Source organism: Kitasatospora sp. NPDC059146 (assembly GCF_042786665.1).
Classification (GTDB): domain Bacteria; phylum Actinomycetota; class Actinomycetes; order Streptomycetales; family Streptomycetaceae; genus Kitasatospora.
Genome location: NZ_JBHZCY010000057.1, coordinates 32953 through 54365, shown reverse-complemented (window position 1 = coordinate 54365; position 21413 = coordinate 32953). Strand labels below are relative to the sequence as shown.

The following is a 21413-nucleotide window of genomic DNA, read 5'->3' as shown; positions in this document are numbered from 1 at the left end:
GGGCTTCTCCACCTGGTCCGACTGGGCCTGGCTCAACACCACCGCCGGCCCCGCCGTGGGCTGACACCCCCGGCAGTCCCCGGCGGCGCGGATCGGCAGGCACGGCCTGCCGGTCCGCGCCGTCACGTGGCCTGCACCACCATTCTGTTTATTGTCATGCTCAAGGAGGTAACGTTCCGTCCGTCAGGGCAACGGTCGGGGTGCGGCACAGGACAGCAGTGCGCGGGACGGGGGAACGGTGAGTGGGATTCTCGTCCACCTGCCGGAGGGGAACGGCGACGAAGCGGTGACGCTGCGGCTCGGGCCCGGGGAGCGGGCGCGCTTCGGGCGGGGCTCGGCCGGTACGCCGGTGGAGCTCCGGCTCGGCGACGAGTCGGTGTCCCGGCTGGCCGGGGAGATCCACGCGACGGACGACCACTGGCAGTTGAGCAACCTCAGCAACACCCACGCCTACCTGGTGGAGAACCCGGAGGGCGCCGGCGAGTACCTCCGGGTGCCGCCGCGCCGGATCGGCGCGCCGATCCCCTTCGAGTTCGCCCGGGTGGTGCTGCCCTCGCGGCGCGAAACCCCGCTGTCCTTCCAGGTGTTCGCGCCCGACCACGTCTACCTCGACCCGCACGCCCGCGGCGGCTCCTGGGAGAGCCGCACCATGACGGCGTACTCGCTGGACGAGACGGCCACCTACTTCCTGGTGCTGGTCGCGCTCTGCGAGCCGTGGCTGCGCGACCTCTCCCCCGCCGCCGTGCCCACCACCCCCCAGGTGGTCGCGCGGCTGCGCAGCCACCCCGCCTGCGCCCGGCTGACCGCGCGTGCGGTCAGCTCCCACCTCGACTACCTCGCCGACGAGAAGCTCCGCGTCGAGCTGCCCGACGGCGCGGGGCGCCCGGACCGCCGCAGCGGCAAGCGCGAGGCCGTCGTCGGGCTGGCGTTGAAGTTCGGCATCGTCCGCGAGGAGCACCTCGCGCTGCTGCCGCGCCCCGAGACGCCGGGCCCGGACGGTAGGGCTAGGGAACGGTAGGGAGGGCAGCGAGCATGCACGATCCGGCCTTCTACGGGGACGGCGAGGACCTGCTGCCACCCGGCCACCGGGTCGGCGAGTGGACCGTGACGGGGCTCATCGGCGAGGGCGGCTGGGCGACCGTCTACGCCGCGCGCCGAAGCGGGACGGGCGGCAACGCGGGAGGGGACGGAGGGGACGCGGACGGCACGGTCGCACTCAAGGTGCTGCCGACCGCCGGGCTCGCCCCCCGCCAGGCCCGCAGCGTCGCCGAAGCCGCCCGCCGCGAGGTCGAGTTGGCCCGGACGGCGCCGCACCCCCGGCTGGTCCCGCTGCTCGACACCCTCACCCTGGCCGCCCCCGACCACCCCGCGCTGGACGGCGCGATCGTCCTGGTCATGGAGCGCGCCCGGTGCACCCTGCGCGAACTGCTCGCCACCGGCGTCGACGAGGACCGGGGCGGCCGGATCGTGGCCGGCATCTGCGAGGGCCTGGCCCACCTGCACCGCTCCGGCTGGGTGCACACCGACCTCAAGCCCGAGAACGTCCTGATCGGCCGGGACGGCGAGGTCCGCCTCTCCGACTTCGGCCTCGCCATCGAACTCACCGGCACCCACGGCCACTGCGCCCCGATGGGCACCCCCGACTACCTCCCGCCGGAGCGGTGGAAGGAGCCGCTCGGCGAGCAGGGCGTCAAGATCCGGACCACCGCCGACATCTGGGCGCTGGGCATCGTGATCCACGAGGTGTTCGCCGCGGGCGTCCCGCCCTTCCCCGGCGCCACCCCGACCGCGCGCAGCGCCGCCGCCCAGCAGTACGCCGAGGGCCGCGCCGCGCTGCGCCTGGCCTCCGACGTCCCGCCGTTCTGGCGCGAGCTGGCCGCCGACTGCCTCGCCCCGAGCCACGCCGCCCGCGCCCCGCACACCGCGGAGAGCCTGCTGGCCCGGATCCGTGACCACCGGTCCGGACGGCGGCCGCGCCGCCGCAGCCGCCCGCGGCTGCGCCTGGCCCTGCTCGCGCTGGTCGCCGCCGCGACGGCCGCCGGTTCCGCCGCGGCGCTCTGGCCGCGCGCCGAGTCGCCCGGGCACCCCGGCCGGATCCGGGTCTTCAACGCCGAGCGCAGCTGCCAGGACCGCGCCGACCGCGACCCCGCGTGCAGCCTGGGCCTGGCCGTCGACCCGCACCGCCCGTACACGGCCGACAACGTGGTGCCCACCCGGGTCTGGCACGGCGACACCCTCGACGCCGACTGCCGGCTCACCACCGGCCTGCCCATCGTGGACGAGGAGGACCGCACCTCCACCCTCTGGTACCGGGTCCACCTCCCCGACACCGCCGCCGCCTGGCTCCCGGCCGTCCGCACCAAGGACCGCCCGGCCCTCGTCGACTGCCCCTGAGCGCCGCGGCGCACCGGGGGGCGTCCCGCGTGCCACTCCGGATCGTTCCGGATTCCGGGCCCGGCGGGGCCGCCACTACCTTGTCGACGGCGCCGGCCGGACCGGGCGGCGCGGAGTGCAGGGAGCAGCGATGTCGACGACCGCCACCACCACCCGGCCGAGCAGCGCCGAACTCGGGGACCAGGAGCGCGCGGTGCTCCGGGCGGTCGGCTGCGGTCTGAGAGACGACGAGATCGCGGCCGCCCTCGCCGTCACCGAGGAGGCGGTGGCCGGAGCCCTGGCGCGGGTCCTCGGGAAGCTCGGGCTGCGCGACCGGGCCGCCGCCATCGTGCACGCCTTCGACTGCGGACTGGTGGCGCCCGGCCGCGGCCCCCGTACGCCGGGGTCGGGGTCGGCTCCGGCTTCGGCACCCGGGTCGGCGTCGGTGCCCAACGGCGCCACGGTCCGGACGGCCGCCGCGAAGGTGCGGATCTCGGTGCTCGGCCCGCTCCGGGCGCAGCACGGCGGGAGGGACCTGGACCTGGGGCACCTGCGTCAGCAGGCCGTGCTGGCGGCGCTGGCGCTGCACCGGGGACGGACCGTCAGCCAGCAGGAGCTGCTGGACGGCGTGTGGGGGTCGGAGCCGCCGGTCACCAATGTGGTGCCGGTCCATGTGTACCGGCTGCGCAAGGCCCTGCGCCTCGGGGACTGTCCGGGCTCGGTGATCGAGCACGACCGGTACGGCTACCGCCTGGTCGCCGGGGCGACCGAGGTGGACCTGGCCCGGATGGAGGAGCTGGTCACCGCCGCCGGGGCGGCCCACCGGGCGGGCGACCTGTCGGAGGCGGTCCGGCTCTGTTCCCGGGCGCTGGACCTGTTCCGCGGGGAGCCGCTGGCCGGGCTGCCGGGCCCGCTCGCCGAACTGGAGCGGCTGCGGCTGACCGAGCGTCGGATCACCGTCGCCCAGCGGCGTTCGGAGTGGCGGCTCCGGCTGGGGCAGTACGCCGGGGCGATCGCGGAGCTGATGGCGCTGTCCGGGGAGCACCCGCTGAACGAGCCGGTGGCGGCGATGCTGATGGGTGCGCTGTTCCGCGGCGGGCGCCAGGCGGACGCGCTGGCCGTGTTCGACCGCACCCGCCGCAGGCTCGCCGACGAGCTGGGGGTCCCGCCGAGCCCCGTGCTGCGGCGGACGCAGCGGCTGATCCTGCGCGGGGCCTGAGCCCGCCCGGCGAACGGTACGGCGAGGCCCCACCGGAGAGGTTCCCGGTGGGGCCCGTAGCCGGACTACCCGGCACGGCCGGCACGGCCGGCACGGCCGGGAAGGCTCAGGAGGCGAAGGCCCGCTCCAGCCGGGGGATCAGGTCCCGGAGGTCCTGTTCCCAGCAGTAGGCGTTGTGGCCGCCGTTGCACTGGCTCCCCCAGGCGGAGCCGTCGCCGTAGTCGACGTAGTAGTAGGGCATGCCCAGGGCGTCCATGTGCTCCTTGACGTGCTTGGACGCGCCTTCGAGCCAGAACTCCAGGTCGGTGGGCGAGCCGTGTCCGTTGCCGACGTAGATGGAGACCCCGACGCCGGCGAGCCGGTCCATGTGCTGGGAGGGGTCGGCCGCGTTCCACCGCCAGTCCGCGTTGAACACCGGGTAGGGGGTGCCGAACAGGGCGTCGCTGTCCACGCCCGGCTTGTAGGGGTCGTTGTTCGGGTCACCGCAGGACCCGGTGGCCGAGCCGCAGAGCGCGCCCTGGGCGTCGATGAGGGAGGCGACGACGGCCAGTCGCAGGTCCATGGAGTCGGCCGACAGGTCGATGTCCCCGGACAGGGACGCGGTCTGGCTGAACAGGTCGGGGCGGTCCTGGGCGTAGTGGAGGGCGCCGAACCCGCCCATGGAGACCCCGGCGACGGCGCGGCCCTTCTTGGTGGCGACGGTGCGCAGGTTGGCGTCGATGAACGGGATCACCTGGTTGAGGTGGAAGTTCTCCCAGTTCTGGGCGCCGAGCTGGGTGTTCTGGTTGAGCCAGTTCGCGTACCAGCCGCAGGCGCCGCCGTCCGGGATGACGGTGATCATCGCGTTGGACGTGGTCAGGGCCGGGTAGTTCTGCTGGATCGGGTCGTCGGGCGAACCGTGCAGGAAGTACAGCACCGGGTAGCGCCGGGTCGGGTCGTCGCCGTAGCCGCTCGGCAGGATGATCTTGATGTGGTGCTTGCCGGTGACCTCGGGGGTGGTGACGGTGAGGTAGAAGTTGGTGGGGCCGCCCACACTCGTGTCGACCTGGGTCAGGCCGTACCCGTCCGTCATCCGCGGCGGTAGCCCGGTGCCGACGGCGGCGGTGGCCCGGGCCGGAGCGGTGGCCTGGGCAGGAGCGGCCGGGGCGGCCGTGGTGGCCGTCCCGAGGATGCCGGCGACGGCGGCCAGCAGGGCCACCAGCCTTCGCCGGCGGTGCGGTGTCCTCGTCATGGTGGTCCCCCTCGTGGGTGTGGTCGGGTGCGGCGCGGTCTCGGCCGGGGGCTCAGTCAAGGACCTTGACCTCCAGGGCCGGTGAGGCCGCGATCTGCTCCTCGGTGTAGCGCTCGGGCGCCCACTGGCCGGTCGAGAACAGCTTGGTCTGGTCGGCGTAGTGCGGCGAGTTCGGGTTGGCGGACTGGGAGTAGGCCAGCACCGAGGAGGCCTGCGGCGGCCCGTCGGCGGTGAACCGGGTCTCCTGGATGAAGCTGGAACCGAAGGTGATGTCGAACTTGCCGTCGACCGTGCCGGGCGTGACCACGTTCAGCACGCCCGTTTCGTGGATCGCGCCGGGGACCGGGATCTGCTCGCCGTTGCGGGTGACCTTCTGGACGTCCGACAGCCGCGCGTCCAGCGCGATGCCGGCGTTGCGCAGGGAGAGCACGGCCCGGGCGACCGAGTTGCGGACGACGTCGTTGCCGGCGTCCAGCGAATTGGGCGTGTGCACCGGGTCCTTGGGGTCGAAGGGCACCCGCCAGGGCAGCTTCTCGATCGCCTGCCCGCCGCCCAGGAGGAACCAGACGTTCTCGAACAGCCAGGAACCCCGGCTGTCCGGCGTGAAGTCGTGGTTCCAGGCGGCCAGGATCGGACACGCCTCGCTGATGTTGACCAGGTTGCCGTCCACCAGCACGAGCCCGAACGGCGCGCCCTGGCAGGCGCTCACGGTGGCGTTGAGGGCCAGGTCGGCCGCCCTGCTGTGGTCGGAGAACAGCAGTTGCCGCATGGTCTCCGGGGTGAAGCCCCGGCCCGGCAGGCCGTCGGTGCCGTTGATCCGGTTCTGGGCGGTGAGGATCAGCTGCTGGGTGCGCAGCGTCCGGGGCGCCGCGCTGTCGCCCATCACCCGGGGGAAGGACAGCGGCTGCTCGGGGTTGGCCAGCCAGGCGCTGTCGTTGGCGTTGCCCACGAAGTCGGAGCGGATCAGCCGCGGTTGCCGGTGCGGGTCCATCAGCCCCGGCGCGACGGCGTTCGGGTCGTTCGGCCAGTCGCACTCGCTGCGTTTGCCGTCGAAGATCGACACCGGTGGCACGTTGGGCTGCCGCAGCGACTGGTTGAACAGGATCTGGCCGGTCAGGGTGAGGCAGGACTGCGCGTGGGCGTCGGTGATGTTCGGGGTGGCCTGGATGTCCGCGTAGAGCGCGTTGCCCTTGCGGTCCGAGGCGACGGTGTTGAAGAAGGGGACGCCCTCGGTGGTCTCCAGGACGTTCACCACCTCGTTGACGTCCTTGGCCTGGTCGAGGTGGAACCAGGTGTTCAGCGCCCGCAGGTTGTCCATGTTGGCGTCCCGCACCGCGTGCGCGCTCACGACCCAGGGCAGCGGGATGCCCTGGACCGAGGTGGTGATCGGGCCGTAGCGGGTGGCCCAGAGGGTCCTGGTGACCCGGCCCACCGAGCCGTCCGGGTTCAGCACGTCGACCCCGACCTGCTGCGAGGTCATCGGCGTCCAGACGCCGTCCACCAGGTAGTTGGTGGGGTGCAGCGGGTCCACCTGGACATCGAACAGGCCGAACGGGGCCACCGTGGCGACGGTGTGGCTCCAGGCGACGTCGTCGTTGTGCCCGATGTTCACGGCGGGCAGGCCGAGCAGGCTGGCCCCGGAGACGTTGAAGCGGCCCGGGATGGTCAGTTGGGCCTGCCACATCCGGTTCTTGCCCTGCCAGGGGAAGTGCGGGTTGGCCAGCAGCATGCTGGTGCCCCCGGACACCCCCTGGGCGCCCACCGCCAGGGCGTTGCTGCCCATGCTGCCCTGCTGCCGGGCGGCGGCCATCGCCTCGCGGATCCGGTTGCCGGTCTCCTCCGGCGAGAGCTGCGGCGCGGCTGCGGCCGGCTGGGCGGCACCGGGCTGGGCGGCGACCGAGGCGCCCGGGGGTGCGGCGTTGACCTCGCCGTCCACCAGCGGGTCGGCGCTGCCCATGATGATCTCGGCGTGGGCGTGCCGGTAGACGTCCAGTTCGGTGATCGGCCGCACCCAGGCGGCGCCGCGGCAGGCCGGGTCGGTGATGTTGCCGACCCCGGTCTCGGCCAGGTACCGGTTGTAGCCCTGGACGTAGCCGCGGATGGCCTCCTTGACCTCCGGCTCCGGGCCCCTGGGCGCGGGCTGGTCGATCAGCCCCTCCACCACCCGGTTGTCGTTGATCCGCTGGAAGTAGAGGTCGCTGTTGAGGTTGGTGGTGACGTTCTGGTTCTGGCCGGGGCTGGCCTTGCCGTCCGGGCCCAGGTAGCGGGAGCGCTGGGCGTTGACCATCAGGTAGGTGTCGGCCAGGGTGCAGATGTTGTCCTTGGCGGCGGCGTACCCGTAGCCCTCCCCCAGCCCGGCCAGGTCGGCGGCGATGATGTGCGGGATGCCGTACTCGGTGTAGCGGATCGTCGGTTTGTCCGGTGCGCCGGCGGTGGCCGCCGGTCCGGCGGCCGGTGCTCCGGCGGCCACCGTCGTGCCCATCAGTGCCACCGCGGCCAAGACCGCCACCGGCAGCCTCGCTGTGAGTCCCCTCCGCGCCATCGGGCCGTCCCTTCCCTGTCATCCGAGGGTTTTGTCCGTACGCGGCCACGCTAGGGAGGGGCGATGACAGACCGATGACGCAGGCCCCCGCCCCCGCCACCGCCCCCCGCAGACGACTCACCACCTGCCGGCGGCCGGGCGGCGCCCGGGCACTGACAGGTGGTGAGGGGGCCGGTTGCGGGCCCGGCGGCTACGGGTGACTACGGGCGGCTACCAGCTCGCCGGGTACCAGGCGCCGTTGTACCACTGCTCGTTGGCGCCGTCGTTGTGGTGGTCCATGTTGAAGTCTTCGGGGTAGTTCTTGACGTGGTTGTTCGGGTAGGTCCAGATGCCGGCGGACTCGTCACAGACGTAGTCCCAGTGGCAGATCGTCTTGACCGGCACGTTGCCGAAGAACCGGTCGGCCCCCGCCAGCGGGGCGCCGATGATGCCGCCGAACGGCACGGCCCCGCCGTTGGCCCCGGGCGGGCCCTGGCGCTTGGGGTCGGCGACCAGGATGGCGTTGACGTTGCCGAAGGTCTGCCAGTTCTCGGTCACCCACACGTGCACCACGCCGGCGCCCAGCGAGTACCCGGCCATCTTGACGTGCTGGTCGGGACAGGCCGCGCGCTGGTCGCGGACCAGCCGGTTCAGCTCGCTGACGCCCGCCCGGGTGCTCGCCCCGTTGGGGATCTGCGTCGGGTAGCCGACGTGCTGCTGGATGTTGCCGTAGAAGCCGTCGTTGTTCCAGGAGCTGCCGGTGCCCCCGACGACGATCGTGTAGGTGCCCTCGCACGGGGCGGCCACGCGCGTGGTCGCCGCCTGTGCCGTGGCGCCTTGGGCCGCCGTCAGCCCCACCGTCAGCAGGAGCCCGGCGGACGCGGCGGCGATCTTTCGTGCTTGCATGGCGTTTCCTCCCCACGAGGTCGGCCCGCCCGCCCGCTCCGTTGCGGTGCGTGGTGGGCCCAGGTCACCGGAGGACCATCGCAGCGGGCGATGACAGAGCGATGAAGCCGATCGTCCGGGGGGCGCCGCCGCCGGTCAGGAGCGGCGGGCCGGACGGCGGCGCGGGGTGCCGAAGGCGCGCAGGAAGGTGTCGACGCCGGTGCGGACGGCGGTGGCGAGGTCGGCGGGGGCGACGGGCCTGGTGCCGAGGGCGGAGAGGCCGGGGAGGTTGCCGGAGACCAGGGCGATGAACTGGGCCGCCGCCACGGCCGGGTCGTCGAGGTCCAGGTGGCCGCGGTTGGCCAGGCTGGAGAGGCGGCCGGCCAGGACGTCCTGGACGGGCTGGGAGCCGCGGGCCACGACCTGGTCGTAGAGGTCGGGCAGCCGGGAGGCCTCGGCGTAGAGCAGCCGTTGCAGGGCCCAGCCCTCGTCGCTGAGCTGGCACTCGACCACGCGGTGGGCCACCCGTTCCAGTTCGGCCGCGAGGTCCTGTCCGTCGTCGGGGAGGCTGGCGAGGGCGGCGACGATGCGGTTGGCGGTGCGTTCGGCGCCGTCCCGCATCACCACCCGGAAGAGGTTCTCCTTGTCCCCGAAGTGGTTGTAGAGCGTCGGCTTGGCCACTCCGGCCGCCGCGGCGATGGCGTCGATGCCCGCCTGGGCGTAGCCCTCGCGCGTGAACACCTTGACCGCGGCGTCCAGGATGGCGCTGCGCTTGTCGATCCGGCCACGGCCCGTACCCGGGAGTTCACGTTCGTTCACGTTCCTCACAGTAGCGCACAGGTGCTTGCTAAATCGGATCTGAACTCATGAGTTCAGTTTCAGGGGAGGCTGCGTACCAGGAGCCTTGCTGGGGCAGGTGCCGTCTCGGGTGCCGCCTCCCATGGAGCGGACGGCAATTGAACAACCCAGTTCAGTCTGATTAACTACCCGGGTCAGTGGGAATCGTTTCGCGCCAGTCCCTGGGCGAGAACTGACCATTCATCGGCGCTCCGGTTCCGGAGCCGGTCTCCTAGGAGTACGGGGTGTCCGCCACGCGTGGCCTGCCGGGCATGCGCCCGCTGCTCGCCGCCACCCGCCGGGCGATCGACCTCTCCCGTACCGACAGCGCGCTCTGTACCCGGCCGCGTTGTGCCCCCGCGCGGCCCGGCAGCCACTGACCGGCCGGCGCGACGGCCCTCGCGGCGACCCCGACCCGTCCCCGGCGGCCCCGCCGCCGTCCGCGCCTCGGAGAGAAGCCCCGCCATGCGACCGCACCCCGACACCCTCGCCCCCGCCGCCGCCCCCGCCGCCGCCAGGACCGCGACCCGGCACCGAACCGCCGTGCACAGCAGGGGGTTCCGCTCCAGACTCGGCCTCGTCGCCGCCCTCACCGTGCTCCCGCTGACCGCCGCCTGCGCCGGCTCCGCGACCACACCGGGCGGCGCCGACGCCGCCGGCGGCGACCGGCCGGTGGCCGGCGGCACCCTCACCCTCGCCGTCCCCTACGGCCCGACCTGCCTCGACCCGCACCAGGGCCAGGCCGACGCCCTGTTCTCCCGGGCTGCGCTGGACTCCCTGGTGTGGCAGGACGACAGCGGCACCGTCCAGCCCTGGCTGGCGAAGTCCTGGAAGATCTCCGAGGACCAGAAGACCTACACCTTCACCCTGCGCACCGGCGTCACCTTCAGCGACGGCACCGCCTTCGACGCCGCCGCCGTGAAGGCCAACCTGGACCACGTGGTCGCCCCCGCCACCAAGTCCGCCGGCGCCGCCCAGCTGATCGAGAACTACCGCTCGGCCAGGGTGGTCGACCCGCAGACCGTGGAGGTCACCCTCGCCGCGCCCGCCTCCTCGTTCCTCACCGGCCTGGCCTCCCCGAGCCTCGGCATCGAGTCGCCCGCCACCCTGGCCGGCGACCCCAAGGCGCTCTGCTCGAAGATCGTCGGCACCGGCCCCTTCACCAGCGCCGAGGGGTTCACCCCGCAGCAGGGCATCACCTACCAGCGCCGCGCCGACTACGCCTGGGCCCCCGAGGGCGCCGCCAACCGGGGCGCCGCCCACCTGGACCGGCTCACCGTACGGATCGTCCCCGACAGCTCCTCCCGCCAGGGCGCGCTGACCAGCGGTCAGGCCGACGCCGCCGCCGCGATCGCCCCTGTCAACGTCGCCAGGCTCAAGGCCGACCCGAAGTTCACCGTGCAGAGCGCCGTCTCCCCCGGCGTGCCGTGGAGCCTGAACCCCAACACCGAGAAGGGCCCGCTCGCCGACGTCCGGCTGCGCCGGGCGCTGCGCAACGGCATCGACTGGCACCTGATCGTCCAGAAGCTCTACTTCGGCGTCTTCCCGGCCGCCACCGGACCGCTCTCCCCGTCCACCCCCCAGTACGCGGCGGGCGTCGCCGACCAGTACCGGTACGACGCGGCGGCCGCCGGGAAGCTGCTGGACGAGGCCGGCTGGACGGCGCGCGACGGCGAGGGCTACCGCACCAGGGACGGGAAGCGGCTGAGCCTGGACTTCCTGTACATCGGCGAGTACTTCGGCCAGTACACCGCCCTGGCCACCCAGATCCAGGCCGCCGCGAAGGACCTCGGGATCGAGATCCGCAACCAGAACCTGGACACCGGCACCTACGTCAAGCGCGTCCTGGCCGGGGACTACGACCTGCTCAACAGCAGCGCCAACAACTCCTCCCCGGACGCGCTGCGGCTGGTCTTCGGCAGCGCCCACATCCCCACCGCCAAGATCGACAACAACGCCGCCCGCTACCACGACGACCAGGTCGACGCCCAGCTCGCCGACGCGCTCGCGACCACCGACGTGCAGCGGCAGAAGACCCTCTACGCCGCCGTCCAGCAGAAGGTGAGCCAGGACGCGGCGATCCTGCCGGTGTTCAGCAACGCCTACGTGCTGGGCACCTCCGCCCGGGTGCGGGGCGTCGTCTTCGAGCAGCAGAGCTTCCCGAACTTCGCCGACGCCTGGCTCGCCCGGTGACCGGCGCCGTGGCGGACCGCCGCCCCGGCGGCGCCGCGCTGAACCGCCTCGGCGGCGCAGCCCTGCGCCGACTCGGCAGCGCCGTCCTGGTGCTCTGGGGCGCGGTGACGCTCGCCTTCCTCGCCCTGCACCTCACCTCCGGCGACCCGGTCGACCTGCTCACCGGCCTGCGCGGCACCGGCGACGGGCTGCGCGAGGAGATCACCCGGGAGTACGGGCTCGACCGGCCGCTGCCGGTGCAGTACCTGACCTTCCTCGGCCATGTGCTGCGCGGCGACCTCGGCGACTCCTACGTACTCCACCTGCCGGTGCGCACCGCGATCGGCCAGCAACTCGGCCCGACCCTCCAACTGCTCGGCGCCACCGTGCTGGTGACCATCGCGCTGGCCGTCCCGGCGGCCCTGCTGACGGCCGGCCGGCCGCGCTGGGTGCGCACCCCCGTCGCCCTGCTGGAGGGCCTGGGCGTGGCCGTGCCCGCGTTCTGGCTCGGCACCCTGCTGCTCGCCCTGTTCTCCTTCCGGCTGCGCTGGTTCCCCGCGCTGGGCGCGCCGGGGCTGGACGGGCTCGTGCTGCCCGCCCTGGCACTGGCCGCCGGACCCGCCGCCGTGATCACCCGGGTGCTGCGCCGCGGCCTGGAACGGACCCTGGACGAACCCTTCGTCACCACCGCCCGGGCCCGGGGCCTCGGCGAGGCCGCCGTCCGGCTGCGGCACGCGCTGCGGCACGGCCTGCTGCCGGTCACCACCCTGGTCGGCTGGCTGACCGGCTCGCTGATCGGCGGCGCGGTGGTGGTCGAGTCGGTCTTCTCCCGGCAGGGGCTGGGCACGCTCGCCGTCACCGCCGTCCGCAACAAGGACCTGCCGCTGGTCATCGGCATCGTGCTGGTCGCGGGGCTGGTCTACACCGTCGTCAACACCGCCGTCGACCTGTCCTACCGGCTGGTCGACCCGCGGCTGCGCACCAGCGAGAGCTGAGGAGGAAACCCCGTGGTCATCCCCCGCATCCGCCCCGGCGTCGCGCTGGGGCTCGCGGTCTGCGTCCTCCTGCTGCTGGCCGCGCTCGCGCCGGGCCTGTTCGGCGGCGCCGGGCCGGACGCCGCCAACCCCGCCGACACCCTGCTGCCGCCCGGGTCCGCGCACTGGATGGGCACCGACGAGAACGGACGCGACGTCTACTCCCGCGTCGTGCACGGCGCCCGGCCCTCGCTGCTGATCGGCCTGGCCGCCTCCGCCCTGGCGCTGGCGGCCGGCACCCTGGTGGGCGTGCTGGCCGCCCAGGGCGGACGGGCCGTCGACCGGATCGCCGGCCTGCTGCTGGACGTGCTGCTGTCCGTCCCGGGCGTGCTGCTGGTGCTGCTGGTCGTCGCGGTGCTGGGCACCGGCACCGGGAACCTGGTGGCCGGGCTCGCCCTGGTCACCCTGCCCGGGTACGCCCGGCTGGTGCGCGCCGAGGTGCTGCGGGTGCGCGGCACCGGCTACGTCGAGGCGGCCACCGTGCTCGGCTGGTCGCGGCTCCAGGTGGTCCTGCGGCACGTCGTGCCGAACGCCGTCGGGCCGCTGCTGGCGCTGGCCACCGTCGGCGTCGGCGGCATGATCGTCACCGGCTCGGCGCTCAGCTTCCTCGGGCTGGGCCCGCAGCCGCCCACCGCCGAGTGGGGCGCGATGCTCGCGGGCAGCGGCGACTACGTCCAGGTCGCCTGGTGGACGGCGGTCTTCCCCGGGGCGGCGATCACCCTCACGGTGCTGGCCGTCTCGGCCGTCGGGCAGTGGCTCCAGGACCGGGCCGAGGGGCGGGTGGCGCGATGAGCACCGAGACCCGGTCCGAGCCCGCGCACCCGCGGACCGAGCCCGCGCCGCCGGTGGTCGAGGTGCGCGGCCTCCAGGTCGCCTTCCCCGGCCGGCGCGGCCCGGTCACCGCCGTACGCGGCCTGTCGCTGACCGTCGGCGCCGGCGAGAGCGTCGCCCTGGTCGGCGAGTCCGGCTCCGGCAAGAGCGTCACCGCGCGCGCCCTGGTCGGGCTGACCGGGCCGGGGGCGCGCACCACCGCCGAGCTGTTCCGGATCGACGGGCGCGACGCGGGCGCGCTGACCGACCGGCAGTGGCGGCCGCTGCGCGGACGCCGGATCGGCTTCGTGCTCCAGGACGCGCTGGTCTCGCTCGACCCGCTGCGCCGGGTCGGCGACGAGATCGCCGAGGCGCTGCGCGCCCACCGCACCGTGCCGCGCGCCGAGGTGCCCGCGCGGGTCCTGGCCCTGCTCGCCGAGGCGGGGGTGCCCGAACCGCGGCTGCGGGCCCGGCAGTTCCCGCACCAGCTGTCCGGCGGGCTGCGCCAGCGCGCCCTGATCGCCTCCGCGCTCGCCGCCGACCCGGCGCTGCTGATCGCCGACGAGCCCACCACCGCCCTGGACGTCACCGTCCAGGCGCAGATCCTCGAACTGCTCGCCGAGCGGCGCCGGGCCGGCCGGGCGCTGCTGCTGATCAGCCACGACCTGGCGGTGGTGGCGCGGGTCGCCGACCGGGTGCTGGTGATGAAGGACGGCGAGGTGGTCGAACAGGGCCCCACCGCCGAGGTGCTGGCCGAGCCCCGGCACCCGTACACCCGGCAGCTGCTCGCGGCCGTGCCCCGGCCGGGGGCGCGCGGCACCCGGCTGTCCGGGCCGCGGGCGGGCGCCGAACTGCCCCGGCCGCGCACCGGGAAGCGGGTGGTGCTGCGCGCCGAGGGCCTCGGCAAGTCCTTCGCCGTCCCGGGGCACGCCCCGGTGGCCGCCGTCCGGGACGTCTCGCTGACCCTGCGGGAGGGCCACACGCTCGGCATCGTCGGCGAGTCCGGCTCCGGCAAGAGCACCACCGGGCGCCTGCTGCTGGGCCTGGCCGCGCCGGACACCGGGAGCGTCGAGGTGGACGGGCAGTCCTGGCAGGGCCTGCGCGGCGCCCGGCGGCGCGCCCTGCACCGGCGGATCCAGGTCGTCCACCAGGACCCGCTCAGCAGCTTCGACCCGCGCTACCCCGTCGCCCGGATCATCGCCGAGCCGCTGGCCGCCACCGGGGTGCCCCGGCGGGCCCGGGCCGGCCGGGTCGCCGAGCTGATGGCCCAGGTCGGGCTGGGCCCGGAACTGCTGCACCGCCGTCCGCGCGAACTGTCCGGCGGACAGCGCCAACGGGTCGCGATCGCCCGGGCGCTGGCACCGCGCCCGCGGATCGTCGTGCTCGACGAGCCGGTGGCGGCGCTGGACGTCTCCGTCCAGGCCCAGGTCCTCGACCTGCTGGCCGAGCTGCGGGCCGAACTCGGCGTGGCCTACGTGTTCGTCTCGCACGACCTCGGCGTGGTGCGCCACGTCGCCGACGAAGTGCTGGTGATGAAGGACGGCGAGGTCGTCGAGTCCGGGGACGTCGCCGAGGTCCTGACCGCGCCGCGCCACCCCTACACCCGCCAACTGCTGGACGCCGTCCCCCACCTGGACGGCCCGAACCCCGGGAAGGCCCGATGAGCACCGAACGCGAGCTCCACCTCAACCTGCACATGGTCGGCGGCGCCATGGGCGTGCACCCCGCCGCCTGGCGCGAACCCGGCTCCGACCCGTACGGCTTCGCCCGGGTGGAGACCTGGGTGGACGCCGCCCGGACCGCCGAACGCGGGCTGATGGACGCGGTCTTCCTCTCCGACACCCCCGGGGTCTTCTCCGACATCCAGACCAGCCCGCACGGCGCGTACTACCACGAGCCGACGCTGATCCTCACCGCGATCGCCGCCGCCACCTCCCGGATCGGACTGATCGCCACCGCCTCCACCACCTCCAACGAGCCCTACAATATCGCCCGCCGGTTCAAGTCGCTGGACGTGCTCAGCGGCGGGCGGGCCGGCTGGAACGCCGTCACCACCTACATCCCCCAGGTGGCGGCCAACTTCGGCGGCAGCGGCCTGGCCCCGCGCACCGACCGGTACGCGCGCGCCGAGGAGTTCGTGGACATCGTCAAGGCGCTGTGGCGCAGCTGGGAGCCGGAGGCGCTGGTCGCGGACGTGCGCACCGGGCGGTTCACCGACCCGGGGCGGCTGCGGCCGATCTCCCACCAGGGCGAGCACTTCAGCGTCCGCGGGCCGCTGCCGCTGCCGCCCTCCGCCCAGGGCCACCCGCTGGTGGTGCAGGCGGGCGCCTCCGAGCCGGGGCGCGAACTGGCCGGGCGGACGGCCGACGTGGTGTTCTCCGGGGCCAAGACCCCGGACGTCGCGCACGCCTACGCCGCCGACGTCCGGGCCCGGGCCGAACGGCACGGCCGCGACCCCCGGTCGGTCAAGATCCTGCCCGGGCTGATGACCACCGTCGCCGACAGCCGGCGCGAGGCGCTGGCCCGGCTGCGCCGGCTCGACGAGCTGGCCGGCCACGCCCCCTGGCGCGGGGCGCACATCGAGGCGATCGGCACGCCCGAGCAGGTCGCCGACGTCGCCGAGGAGTGGTTCGTCTCGGGCGCCGCGGACGGCTTCACCCTGATGCCGGACGTCTTCGCCGACGGACTGCCGGCCTTCGTCGACCTGGTGGTGCCGATCCTGCAGAAGCGCGGCGTCTACCGCTCCTCCTACCGGGGCAGCACGCTGCGCGAGCACTACGGACTGCCGCACCCGTACCCGACCCCCGCCCCGGCCGGCGTGTGACCACCGCCGCCCGGACCCGGTCCACCCGCCCCCGGCGCACCGGGGGCCGACTCCTGAGGAAACAGGCATGACCGCGTTCTCCGTCCTCGACCAGGGCCCCCGACGGGCCGGCACCGGCACCTCCGAGCTGCTCGACGAGGCCGTCCGACTCGCCCGGCACGTCGAGGCGTTGGGATTCAGCCGGTACTGGGTCGCCGAGCACCACGCCGAGGCGGCGGTGGGCATCTCGGCGCCCGAGATCGTCATCGCCCACCTGGCCGCCCGCACCACCCGGCTGCGGATCGGCGCCGGCGGGATGCTGCTGCCCAACCACTCGCCGCTGCACGTCGCCGAGCAGTTCCGCACCCTGGAGGCGCTGCACCCGGGCCGGATCGACCTCGGCATCGGCCGCTCCACCGGCACCGGGCACGGGCCGACCGCCGCCCTGCTGCAGCGCTCCTCGCTCGCCCCGGACGTCTTCAACGGCCAGCTGGCGCAGCTGCTGGCCTTCGGCGGGCACACCGCCCTGCCGGACGGGCACGAGCTCGCCGCCGTCCGGGCCGTGCCGACCGACGCGCCGCTGCCCGAGGTGTTCCTGCTCGGCGGCAGCCCCGCCTCGGCGGGCACCGCGGCCCGGCTGGGCCTGGGCTACGCGTACCTGGCGGCCTACCAGGACCCCGCCAACGCCTTCACGGCGCTGCGCCGCTACCGGGAGCAGTTCCGGCCGGCCCGCGAGGGCGCGCGGCCGTGGGCCGTCCTGACCCTGACCGTGGTGGTGGGCCGGGACGACCGGCACGCCGAGGAGCTGGCCACCCCGTGGCGGCTCGCGCTGGCCCAGCACGCGGTGGGCCGCTCCGCGCCGCTGCTGTCCGTCGAGGAGGCCCTGGGCCACCGGCCGTCCCCGGCCGAGCAGGCCGCGCAGCGCACCCCGCCGCTGAACGACCTGCGCTCGGAGGTGGTCGGCGGGCCGGACACGGTGGCGGCGAAGTTGAAGGCCTTCGTGGCCGAGTCGGGCGCGGACGAGGTGATGGTGGTGGCGAACACCTACGACCCGGCGGACCGCCGGGAGTCCTACACCCGGCTGGCCGAGCTCGCGGGCCTGGCCTCCTGAGCTCCTGACCGCCGGACGTGCCGCAGGGGTGGGACACCGGCCGGTGTCCCACCCCTGCGGCGTGTGGGGGCTGGGGGGTGGGGCTGCGGGGCGGGGGTTCAGAGCCGTACGGGCAGCTCCCGCAGGGCCGGGAGCACCTCGGCGGCGAAGGTGCGCAGCGCGGCGAAGGCCGTCTCTGCGGGCAGGGTGCCGTACTCGAAGGCGGCGTTGACCCGGGTGACGCCGGCGGCGGCGAGTTCGGCGATCTGCTCGACGATCTGCTCGGGCGAGCCGGCCAACAGCCGCTGGTAGGCGAGTTCCTCGTCGGCCGGGTCGACGGCGGCCGGGACCGGTGGCCGGCCCCCGGTCGGGTAGGCGCCCTCGGCCAGGGCGCGGGAGGTCTGGATCTGCCGGGCGACCTCGCGGGCCGCGGCCCGGCGCCCGGCCGGGTCGGTGCCGACGTGGACGAAGCGGTTGACGGCGTACTCCAGGCCCTCCGCCGCGACCCCCTCCTCGGCCGCCAGGGTGGCCACCGTCCGCCACTGGGCCGCGAGTTCGGCCGGGGTCGACAGGGCGAGGCCGAGCAGGTGGAAGCCGCGCCGGACGGCGAAGCGGGTGGACTCGGGCGACACCGCGGCGGCCCACACCGGCGGGTGCGGGGCCTGGTGGGAGGGCGGCAGGACGGTCACCGGGGCGTCGATGCGGTGGAACTCGCCCTTGTGGGTGACCTCGGTCTCGGTGAGCAGCCGCAGCACCAGGTCGGCGGACTCCTCGAAGGCGGCCCGGCTCCGGTCGAGGTCGCGGCCGAAGCCGAGGAACTCGTGCGGCTGGTAGCCGCGGCCGATGCCGAGGTCCAGGCGGCCGCCGGACAGCTGGTCCAGGGTGTTGACGTCGGCGACCAGGCGGACCGGGTCCCACAGCGGCAGCACCAGGATGCCGGTGCCGATCCGCAGGTCGGGGGCGAGCGCGGCGGCCTGGCCGAGCAGCAGCAGCGGGGAGGAGCTGAGGCTGTAGCCGGAGAAGTGGTGCTCGGTGATCCAGATGCCGGAGAAGCCCCGGTCGTTGGCCCATTCGACCTGCCGGGCGAAGTCCAGGTACTTCTGCCGGGCGGACGACCGGTCGACCGACGGGGAGATGCTGAGGTAGGTGATTCCGACGCGCATGACCGGGGTTCGCTCCTCTGGAAGGTTCGGCGGGCTTGGTCGTTCGGTGGGGGGTGGACGGGCTCGGTGCCTCAGGCGGCGGGCAGGACGGACTCGGCCAGCAGGTGGTCGAGGTGGGCGGTCAGTTCGACCGGCGTGGGGTGGTCGAAGGCGACCACCGGGGGGAGCGCGAGCCCGGTCGCGGCGACGAGCCGGTTGCGCAGGTCCAGGACGGTGAAGGAGGAGAAGCCGAGGTCCTGGAAGCGCTCCCGCTCGCCGATCCGGGCCGGGTCGGCGTAGCCGAGGGCCTCGGCGACCTGTTCCCTGACCAGGGCGAGCAGCAGGGCGGTGCGGTGCCCGGGCCCGGCGTCCGCCCAGCGCCGCAGCAGGGCGGCCGGGTCCTCGGCGGGCTCCCGTTCCGCGGTGGTGGCCCCGGGCAGCGGCGCGGGTTCGCGGCCGGCGCCGGAGGGGCCGGGGGTGGCCAGCCAGTGGACCGTCGGGGCGAAGGGGTGGCCGGGCACGGTGTCAGGGTCGGCGGCGGGCGCCGGCCCGCTCGGCCCGCCGACCGGCAGCCCGTGCACCTCGGCCCCGGCCAGCGCGGCGGCGAGCGCCCTCGACGGGGGCCGTTCGCGCAGCTGCACGGGCAGTTGGACGGCCTCCGGGTGGATCGCGGCGGTCAGCGCGGCGAGCGTGCTGTGCGGGCCGAGTTCCAGGTAGGCGGTGACGCCGTACCGCTCGCGCAGGGTGCGCACGCCCTGCTCGAAGCGGACGGTGGCGCGGATCTGCTCGGTCCAGTAGCGGGGGCTCGCGATCCGCTCGGGGTCGGCGGTCTCGCCGGTGAGGTTGCTGATCACCGGCAGGCTCGGGGCGCGGTAGCCGATCCGCCGCGCCTCGGCGTGGAAGCGTTCCAGCACCGGGTCCAGCTGGGCGGAGTGGAAGGCGTGCGAGACCCGCAGCCGGCGGGTGCGCAGGCCGAGGCCGGTGAGCTCGCGGTCGAGCCGGGCGATCGCGTCGGCGTCGCCGGAGACCACCGTGGAGGCCGGTCCGTTGACGGCGGCCAGGCCGAGCGCCTGCCCGTACGGTGCGAGCAGTGCGGTGAGCCGCTCCTCGGGGGCCTGGACGGAGAGCATCGCGCCCGCGCCGGCGGGCAGTTCGTCCATCAGCCGGGCCCGGGCGGCGACCAGCGCGGCCGCCGACTCCAGGTCGAACACCCCGGCCAGGTGGGCGGCGGACAGTTCGCCGATCGAGTGGCCGAGCACCGCGACCGGTGGGGGCAGCCGGGTGCCCAGCAGTCGGGCCAGCGCGGTCTGGTGGGCGAACAGGGCCGGCTGGGTGTACCGGGTGCGGTCCAGCAGTGCGGAGGCGGCGGAGCCCGGTTCGGCGAACATCACGTCCCGCAGCGGGCGGTCCAGGTGGGGGTCGAGGGCGTCGCACACCTCGTCCAGCGCCTTGGCGAACTCCTGGTGCTCGGCGTGGAGTTCACGCCCCATGCCGGGCTGCTGGGAGCCCTGGCCGGTGAAGGTCCAGGCGGCCCTGGGGGCGGCGACGGCGGTGCCGCGCACCAGGGCGGGGTGGGTGCCGCCGGCCGCCAGGGCGCGCAGGGCCGGGGCGATCTCCGCCGGGCGGTCGGTCAGCACGGCGGCCCGGTGCGGGAACCGCGCCCGGCCGTGGCCGAGCCAGTGGGCGGTGTCCCGGGCACGGTCCGCGGCGCCGTTCCCGATACCGTCCACGGCGCCGGCCTCGGCGTGCGCGGCCAGCGCCAGCGCGTGGTCGCGCAGCGCCTCGGGGGTGCGGGCGGTGAGCAGCCAGGGCCGGTCGGCGGGGCCGGCGCCGGGTTCGGGACCGGGTTCGGCGGGCGGCGGCTCGGGGGCCTCCTCCAGGATCAGGTGGGCGTTGGTGCCGCTGATCCCGAAGGAGGACACGGCGGCCCGGCGCGGGCGCTCCCCGCGCGGCCAGGGCGCGGCCTCGGCGAGCAGTTCGACGGCGCCTTCCGACCAGTCGACGTGCGGGGTGGGCGTGTCCAGGTGGAGGCTGGCGGGCAGGGTGTCGTGCCGCAGGGAGAGGATCAGCTTGATCACCCCGGCGGCTCCGGCGGCGGCCTGGGTGTGACCGATGTTGGACTTCAACGAGCCGAGCCGCAGCGGGCGTTCGCGCTCGGCGCGGCCGTACACCGCGAGCAGGGCGCGGGCCTCGATCGGGTCGCCGAGCGTGGTGCCGGTGCCGTGCGCCTCGACCGCGTCGACCTGGTCGGGGGTGAGCCGGGCGTCGGCCAGCGCCTCCCGGACGACGGCCTCCTGGGCCGGCCCGCTGGGAGCGGTGAGCCCGTTGCTCGGGCCGTCCTGGTTGACGGCCGAACCGCGCAGCACGGCCAGCACCCGGTGGCCGTTGGCGCGGGCGTCGGACAGGCGCTCCAGGAGCAGCAGGCCGACGCCCTCGGCGAGCCCGGTGCCGTCGGCGCCCGCCGCGAAGGCCTTGCACCGCCCGTCCGGGGCCAGCCCGCGCTGGCGGCTGAACTCCAGGAACACCCTCGGGTGGGCCAGCACGCAGGCCCCGCCGGCCAGGGCGAGGTCGCTCTCGCGCGAGCGCAGCGAGCGGGCCGCCAGGTGCAGCGCCACCAGCGAGGAGGAGCAGGCGGTGTCGACGGTCAGGGCCGGTCCGTGCAGGCCGAAGTGGTAGGCGAGCCGGCCGGAGGCGACGGACCCGGCGTTGCCGGTCATGAAGTGGCCGTCGAGTTCGCCGGCCACCTCGTGCGGGCGCGGGGCGTAGTCCTGGCCGATCATGCCGACGTACACGCCGGTCCGGCTGCCGCGCAGGGCGGCCGGGTCGAGGGCGGCGGACTCGAAGGTCCGCCAGGCGGTCTCCAGCAGCAGCCGCTGCTGGGGGTCCATGGCGAGCGCCTCGCGCGGGCCGAGGCCGAAGAAGGCGGCGTCGAACTCGCCGGCGCCGTCCAGGAAGCCGCCCTGGCGGGCGTAGGAGGTGCCGGGGGTGGCCGGGTCCTCGTCGAACAGCGCGTCGAGGTCCCAGCCGCGGTCGGCGGGGAAGTCGCCGATGGCGTCCCGGCGTTCGGCGAGCAGCCGCCACAGGTCCTCGGGGGTGCGCACGCCGCCGGGCAGCCGGCAGGCCATGCCGACGATCGCGACCGGCTCGTGCGCGCGCTCCTCCAGGGCCTCGATCCGGCGCCTGGCCTGGCGCAGGTCGGCGGTCGCGCGGCGCAGGTAGTCGCGCAGCCGTTCCTCGGTGCCGCCGGGGGTGGCGGTGGGGGCGCCGCCGGAGGTGGCGGCGGGTTCGGTCGTCCC

Annotated in this window: 15 protein-coding genes and 1 pseudogene; 10 read left to right on the top strand and 6 right to left on the bottom strand. The window is 75.0% G+C overall.

Features of this window, described 5'->3' with window-relative positions; genetic code table 11:
* The first annotated feature begins 238 nt into the window (after positions 1-238).
* The 3 genes from ACFXPX_RS23670 to ACFXPX_RS23660 all read left to right on the top strand — a co-directional run bounded on the left by ACFXPX_RS23670 (position 239) and on the right by ACFXPX_RS23660 (position 3592).
* Positions 239-1018: a serine/threonine protein kinase gene (locus tag ACFXPX_RS23670; protein WP_380594776.1), complete on the top strand. Its 780-nt coding sequence runs from the start codon at positions 239-241 to the stop codon at positions 1016-1018.
* A 14-nt stretch (positions 1019-1032) separates the two neighbouring features.
* Complete coding sequence (locus ACFXPX_RS23665) at positions 1033-2394, top strand: serine/threonine-protein kinase (RefSeq protein WP_380643097.1); 1362 nt, start codon at positions 1033-1035, stop codon at positions 2392-2394.
* Positions 2395-2524: 130 nt separating this feature from the next.
* Positions 2525-3592 carry a BTAD domain-containing putative transcriptional regulator gene (locus ACFXPX_RS23660; protein WP_380643095.1) on the top strand — a complete coding sequence of 356 codons (1068 nt, stop codon included), beginning with the start codon at positions 2525-2527 and terminating at the stop codon, positions 3590-3592.
* Positions 3593-3698: 106 nt separating this feature from the next.
* Here ACFXPX_RS23660 and ACFXPX_RS23655 read toward each other — a convergent pair whose 3' ends face one another.
* From ACFXPX_RS23655 to ACFXPX_RS23640, 4 genes are all read right to left on the bottom strand, one after another.
* Positions 3699-4823: an alpha/beta hydrolase gene (locus ACFXPX_RS23655; protein ID WP_380643093.1), complete on the bottom strand. Its 1125-nt coding sequence runs from the start codon at positions 4821-4823 to the stop codon at positions 3699-3701.
* Positions 4824-4875: 52 nt separating this feature from the next.
* Positions 4876-7305: a penicillin acylase family protein gene (locus ACFXPX_RS23650; RefSeq protein ID WP_380525739.1), complete on the bottom strand. Its 2430-nt coding sequence runs from the start codon at positions 7303-7305 to the stop codon at positions 4876-4878.
* Between the two features lie 270 nt (positions 7306-7575).
* Positions 7576-8250 (bottom strand): cutinase family protein, encoded by a 675-nt coding sequence (locus tag ACFXPX_RS23645; protein ID WP_380525737.1) that lies wholly within the window; start codon positions 8248-8250, stop codon positions 7576-7578.
* 135 nt (positions 8251-8385) lie between these two features.
* Positions 8386-9048 carry a TetR/AcrR family transcriptional regulator C-terminal domain-containing protein gene (locus ACFXPX_RS23640; protein ID WP_375893149.1) on the bottom strand — a complete coding sequence of 221 codons (663 nt, stop codon included), beginning with the start codon at positions 9046-9048 and terminating at the stop codon, positions 8386-8388.
* A gap of 263 nt (positions 9049-9311) precedes the next feature.
* Between ACFXPX_RS23640 and ACFXPX_RS23635 the strand changes: the two genes are divergently transcribed.
* From ACFXPX_RS23635 to ACFXPX_RS23605, 7 genes are all read left to right on the top strand, one after another.
* Entirely contained in the window at positions 9312-9446 is a 135-nt protein-coding gene (locus ACFXPX_RS23635) for a hypothetical protein (RefSeq protein WP_375893150.1), read from the top strand.
* 85 nt (positions 9447-9531) lie between these two features.
* A complete protein-coding gene (locus ACFXPX_RS23630) occupies positions 9532-11259 on the top strand; it encodes an ABC transporter substrate-binding protein (RefSeq protein ID WP_380643091.1) in 1728 nt (575 codons plus the stop codon).
* A complete protein-coding gene (locus ACFXPX_RS23625) occupies positions 11256-12233 on the top strand; it encodes an ABC transporter permease (RefSeq protein WP_380643089.1) in 978 nt (325 codons plus the stop codon). The genes ACFXPX_RS23630 and ACFXPX_RS23625 overlap by 4 nt, the downstream gene beginning before the upstream one ends.
* Positions 12234-12245: 12 nt before the next feature.
* Entirely contained in the window at positions 12246-13064 is an 819-nt protein-coding gene (locus tag ACFXPX_RS23620) for an ABC transporter permease (protein ID WP_380643087.1), read from the top strand.
* Positions 13061-14746, top strand: coding sequence for a dipeptide ABC transporter ATP-binding protein (locus ACFXPX_RS23615; protein ID WP_380643085.1), 1686 nt, complete (start codon positions 13061-13063; stop codon positions 14744-14746). Before ACFXPX_RS23620 ends, ACFXPX_RS23615 begins: the two co-directional genes overlap by 4 nt.
* Positions 14743-15906, top strand: a complete 1164-nt coding sequence (locus tag ACFXPX_RS23610) for an NtaA/DmoA family FMN-dependent monooxygenase (RefSeq protein WP_380643083.1) — start codon at positions 14743-14745, stop codon at positions 15904-15906. The genes ACFXPX_RS23615 and ACFXPX_RS23610 overlap by 4 nt, the downstream gene beginning before the upstream one ends.
* Positions 15907-15973: 67 nt before the next feature.
* Positions 15974-16996: an LLM class flavin-dependent oxidoreductase gene (locus ACFXPX_RS23605; protein WP_380525724.1), complete on the top strand. Its 1023-nt coding sequence runs from the start codon at positions 15974-15976 to the stop codon at positions 16994-16996.
* Between the two features lie 98 nt (positions 16997-17094).
* Here the strand turns inward: ACFXPX_RS23605 and ACFXPX_RS23600 are convergent, their stop codons facing one another.
* Both ACFXPX_RS23600 and ACFXPX_RS23595 read right to left on the bottom strand, forming a co-directional pair.
* Positions 17095-18138: an LLM class flavin-dependent oxidoreductase gene (locus ACFXPX_RS23600; RefSeq protein WP_380643081.1), complete on the bottom strand. Its 1044-nt coding sequence runs from the start codon at positions 18136-18138 to the stop codon at positions 17095-17097.
* A gap of 71 nt (positions 18139-18209) precedes the next feature.
* Positions 18210-21353 (bottom strand): annotated as a pseudogene (locus ACFXPX_RS23595) (type I polyketide synthase); the annotation flags it as partial.
* Positions 21354-21413: the final 60 nt, after the last annotated feature.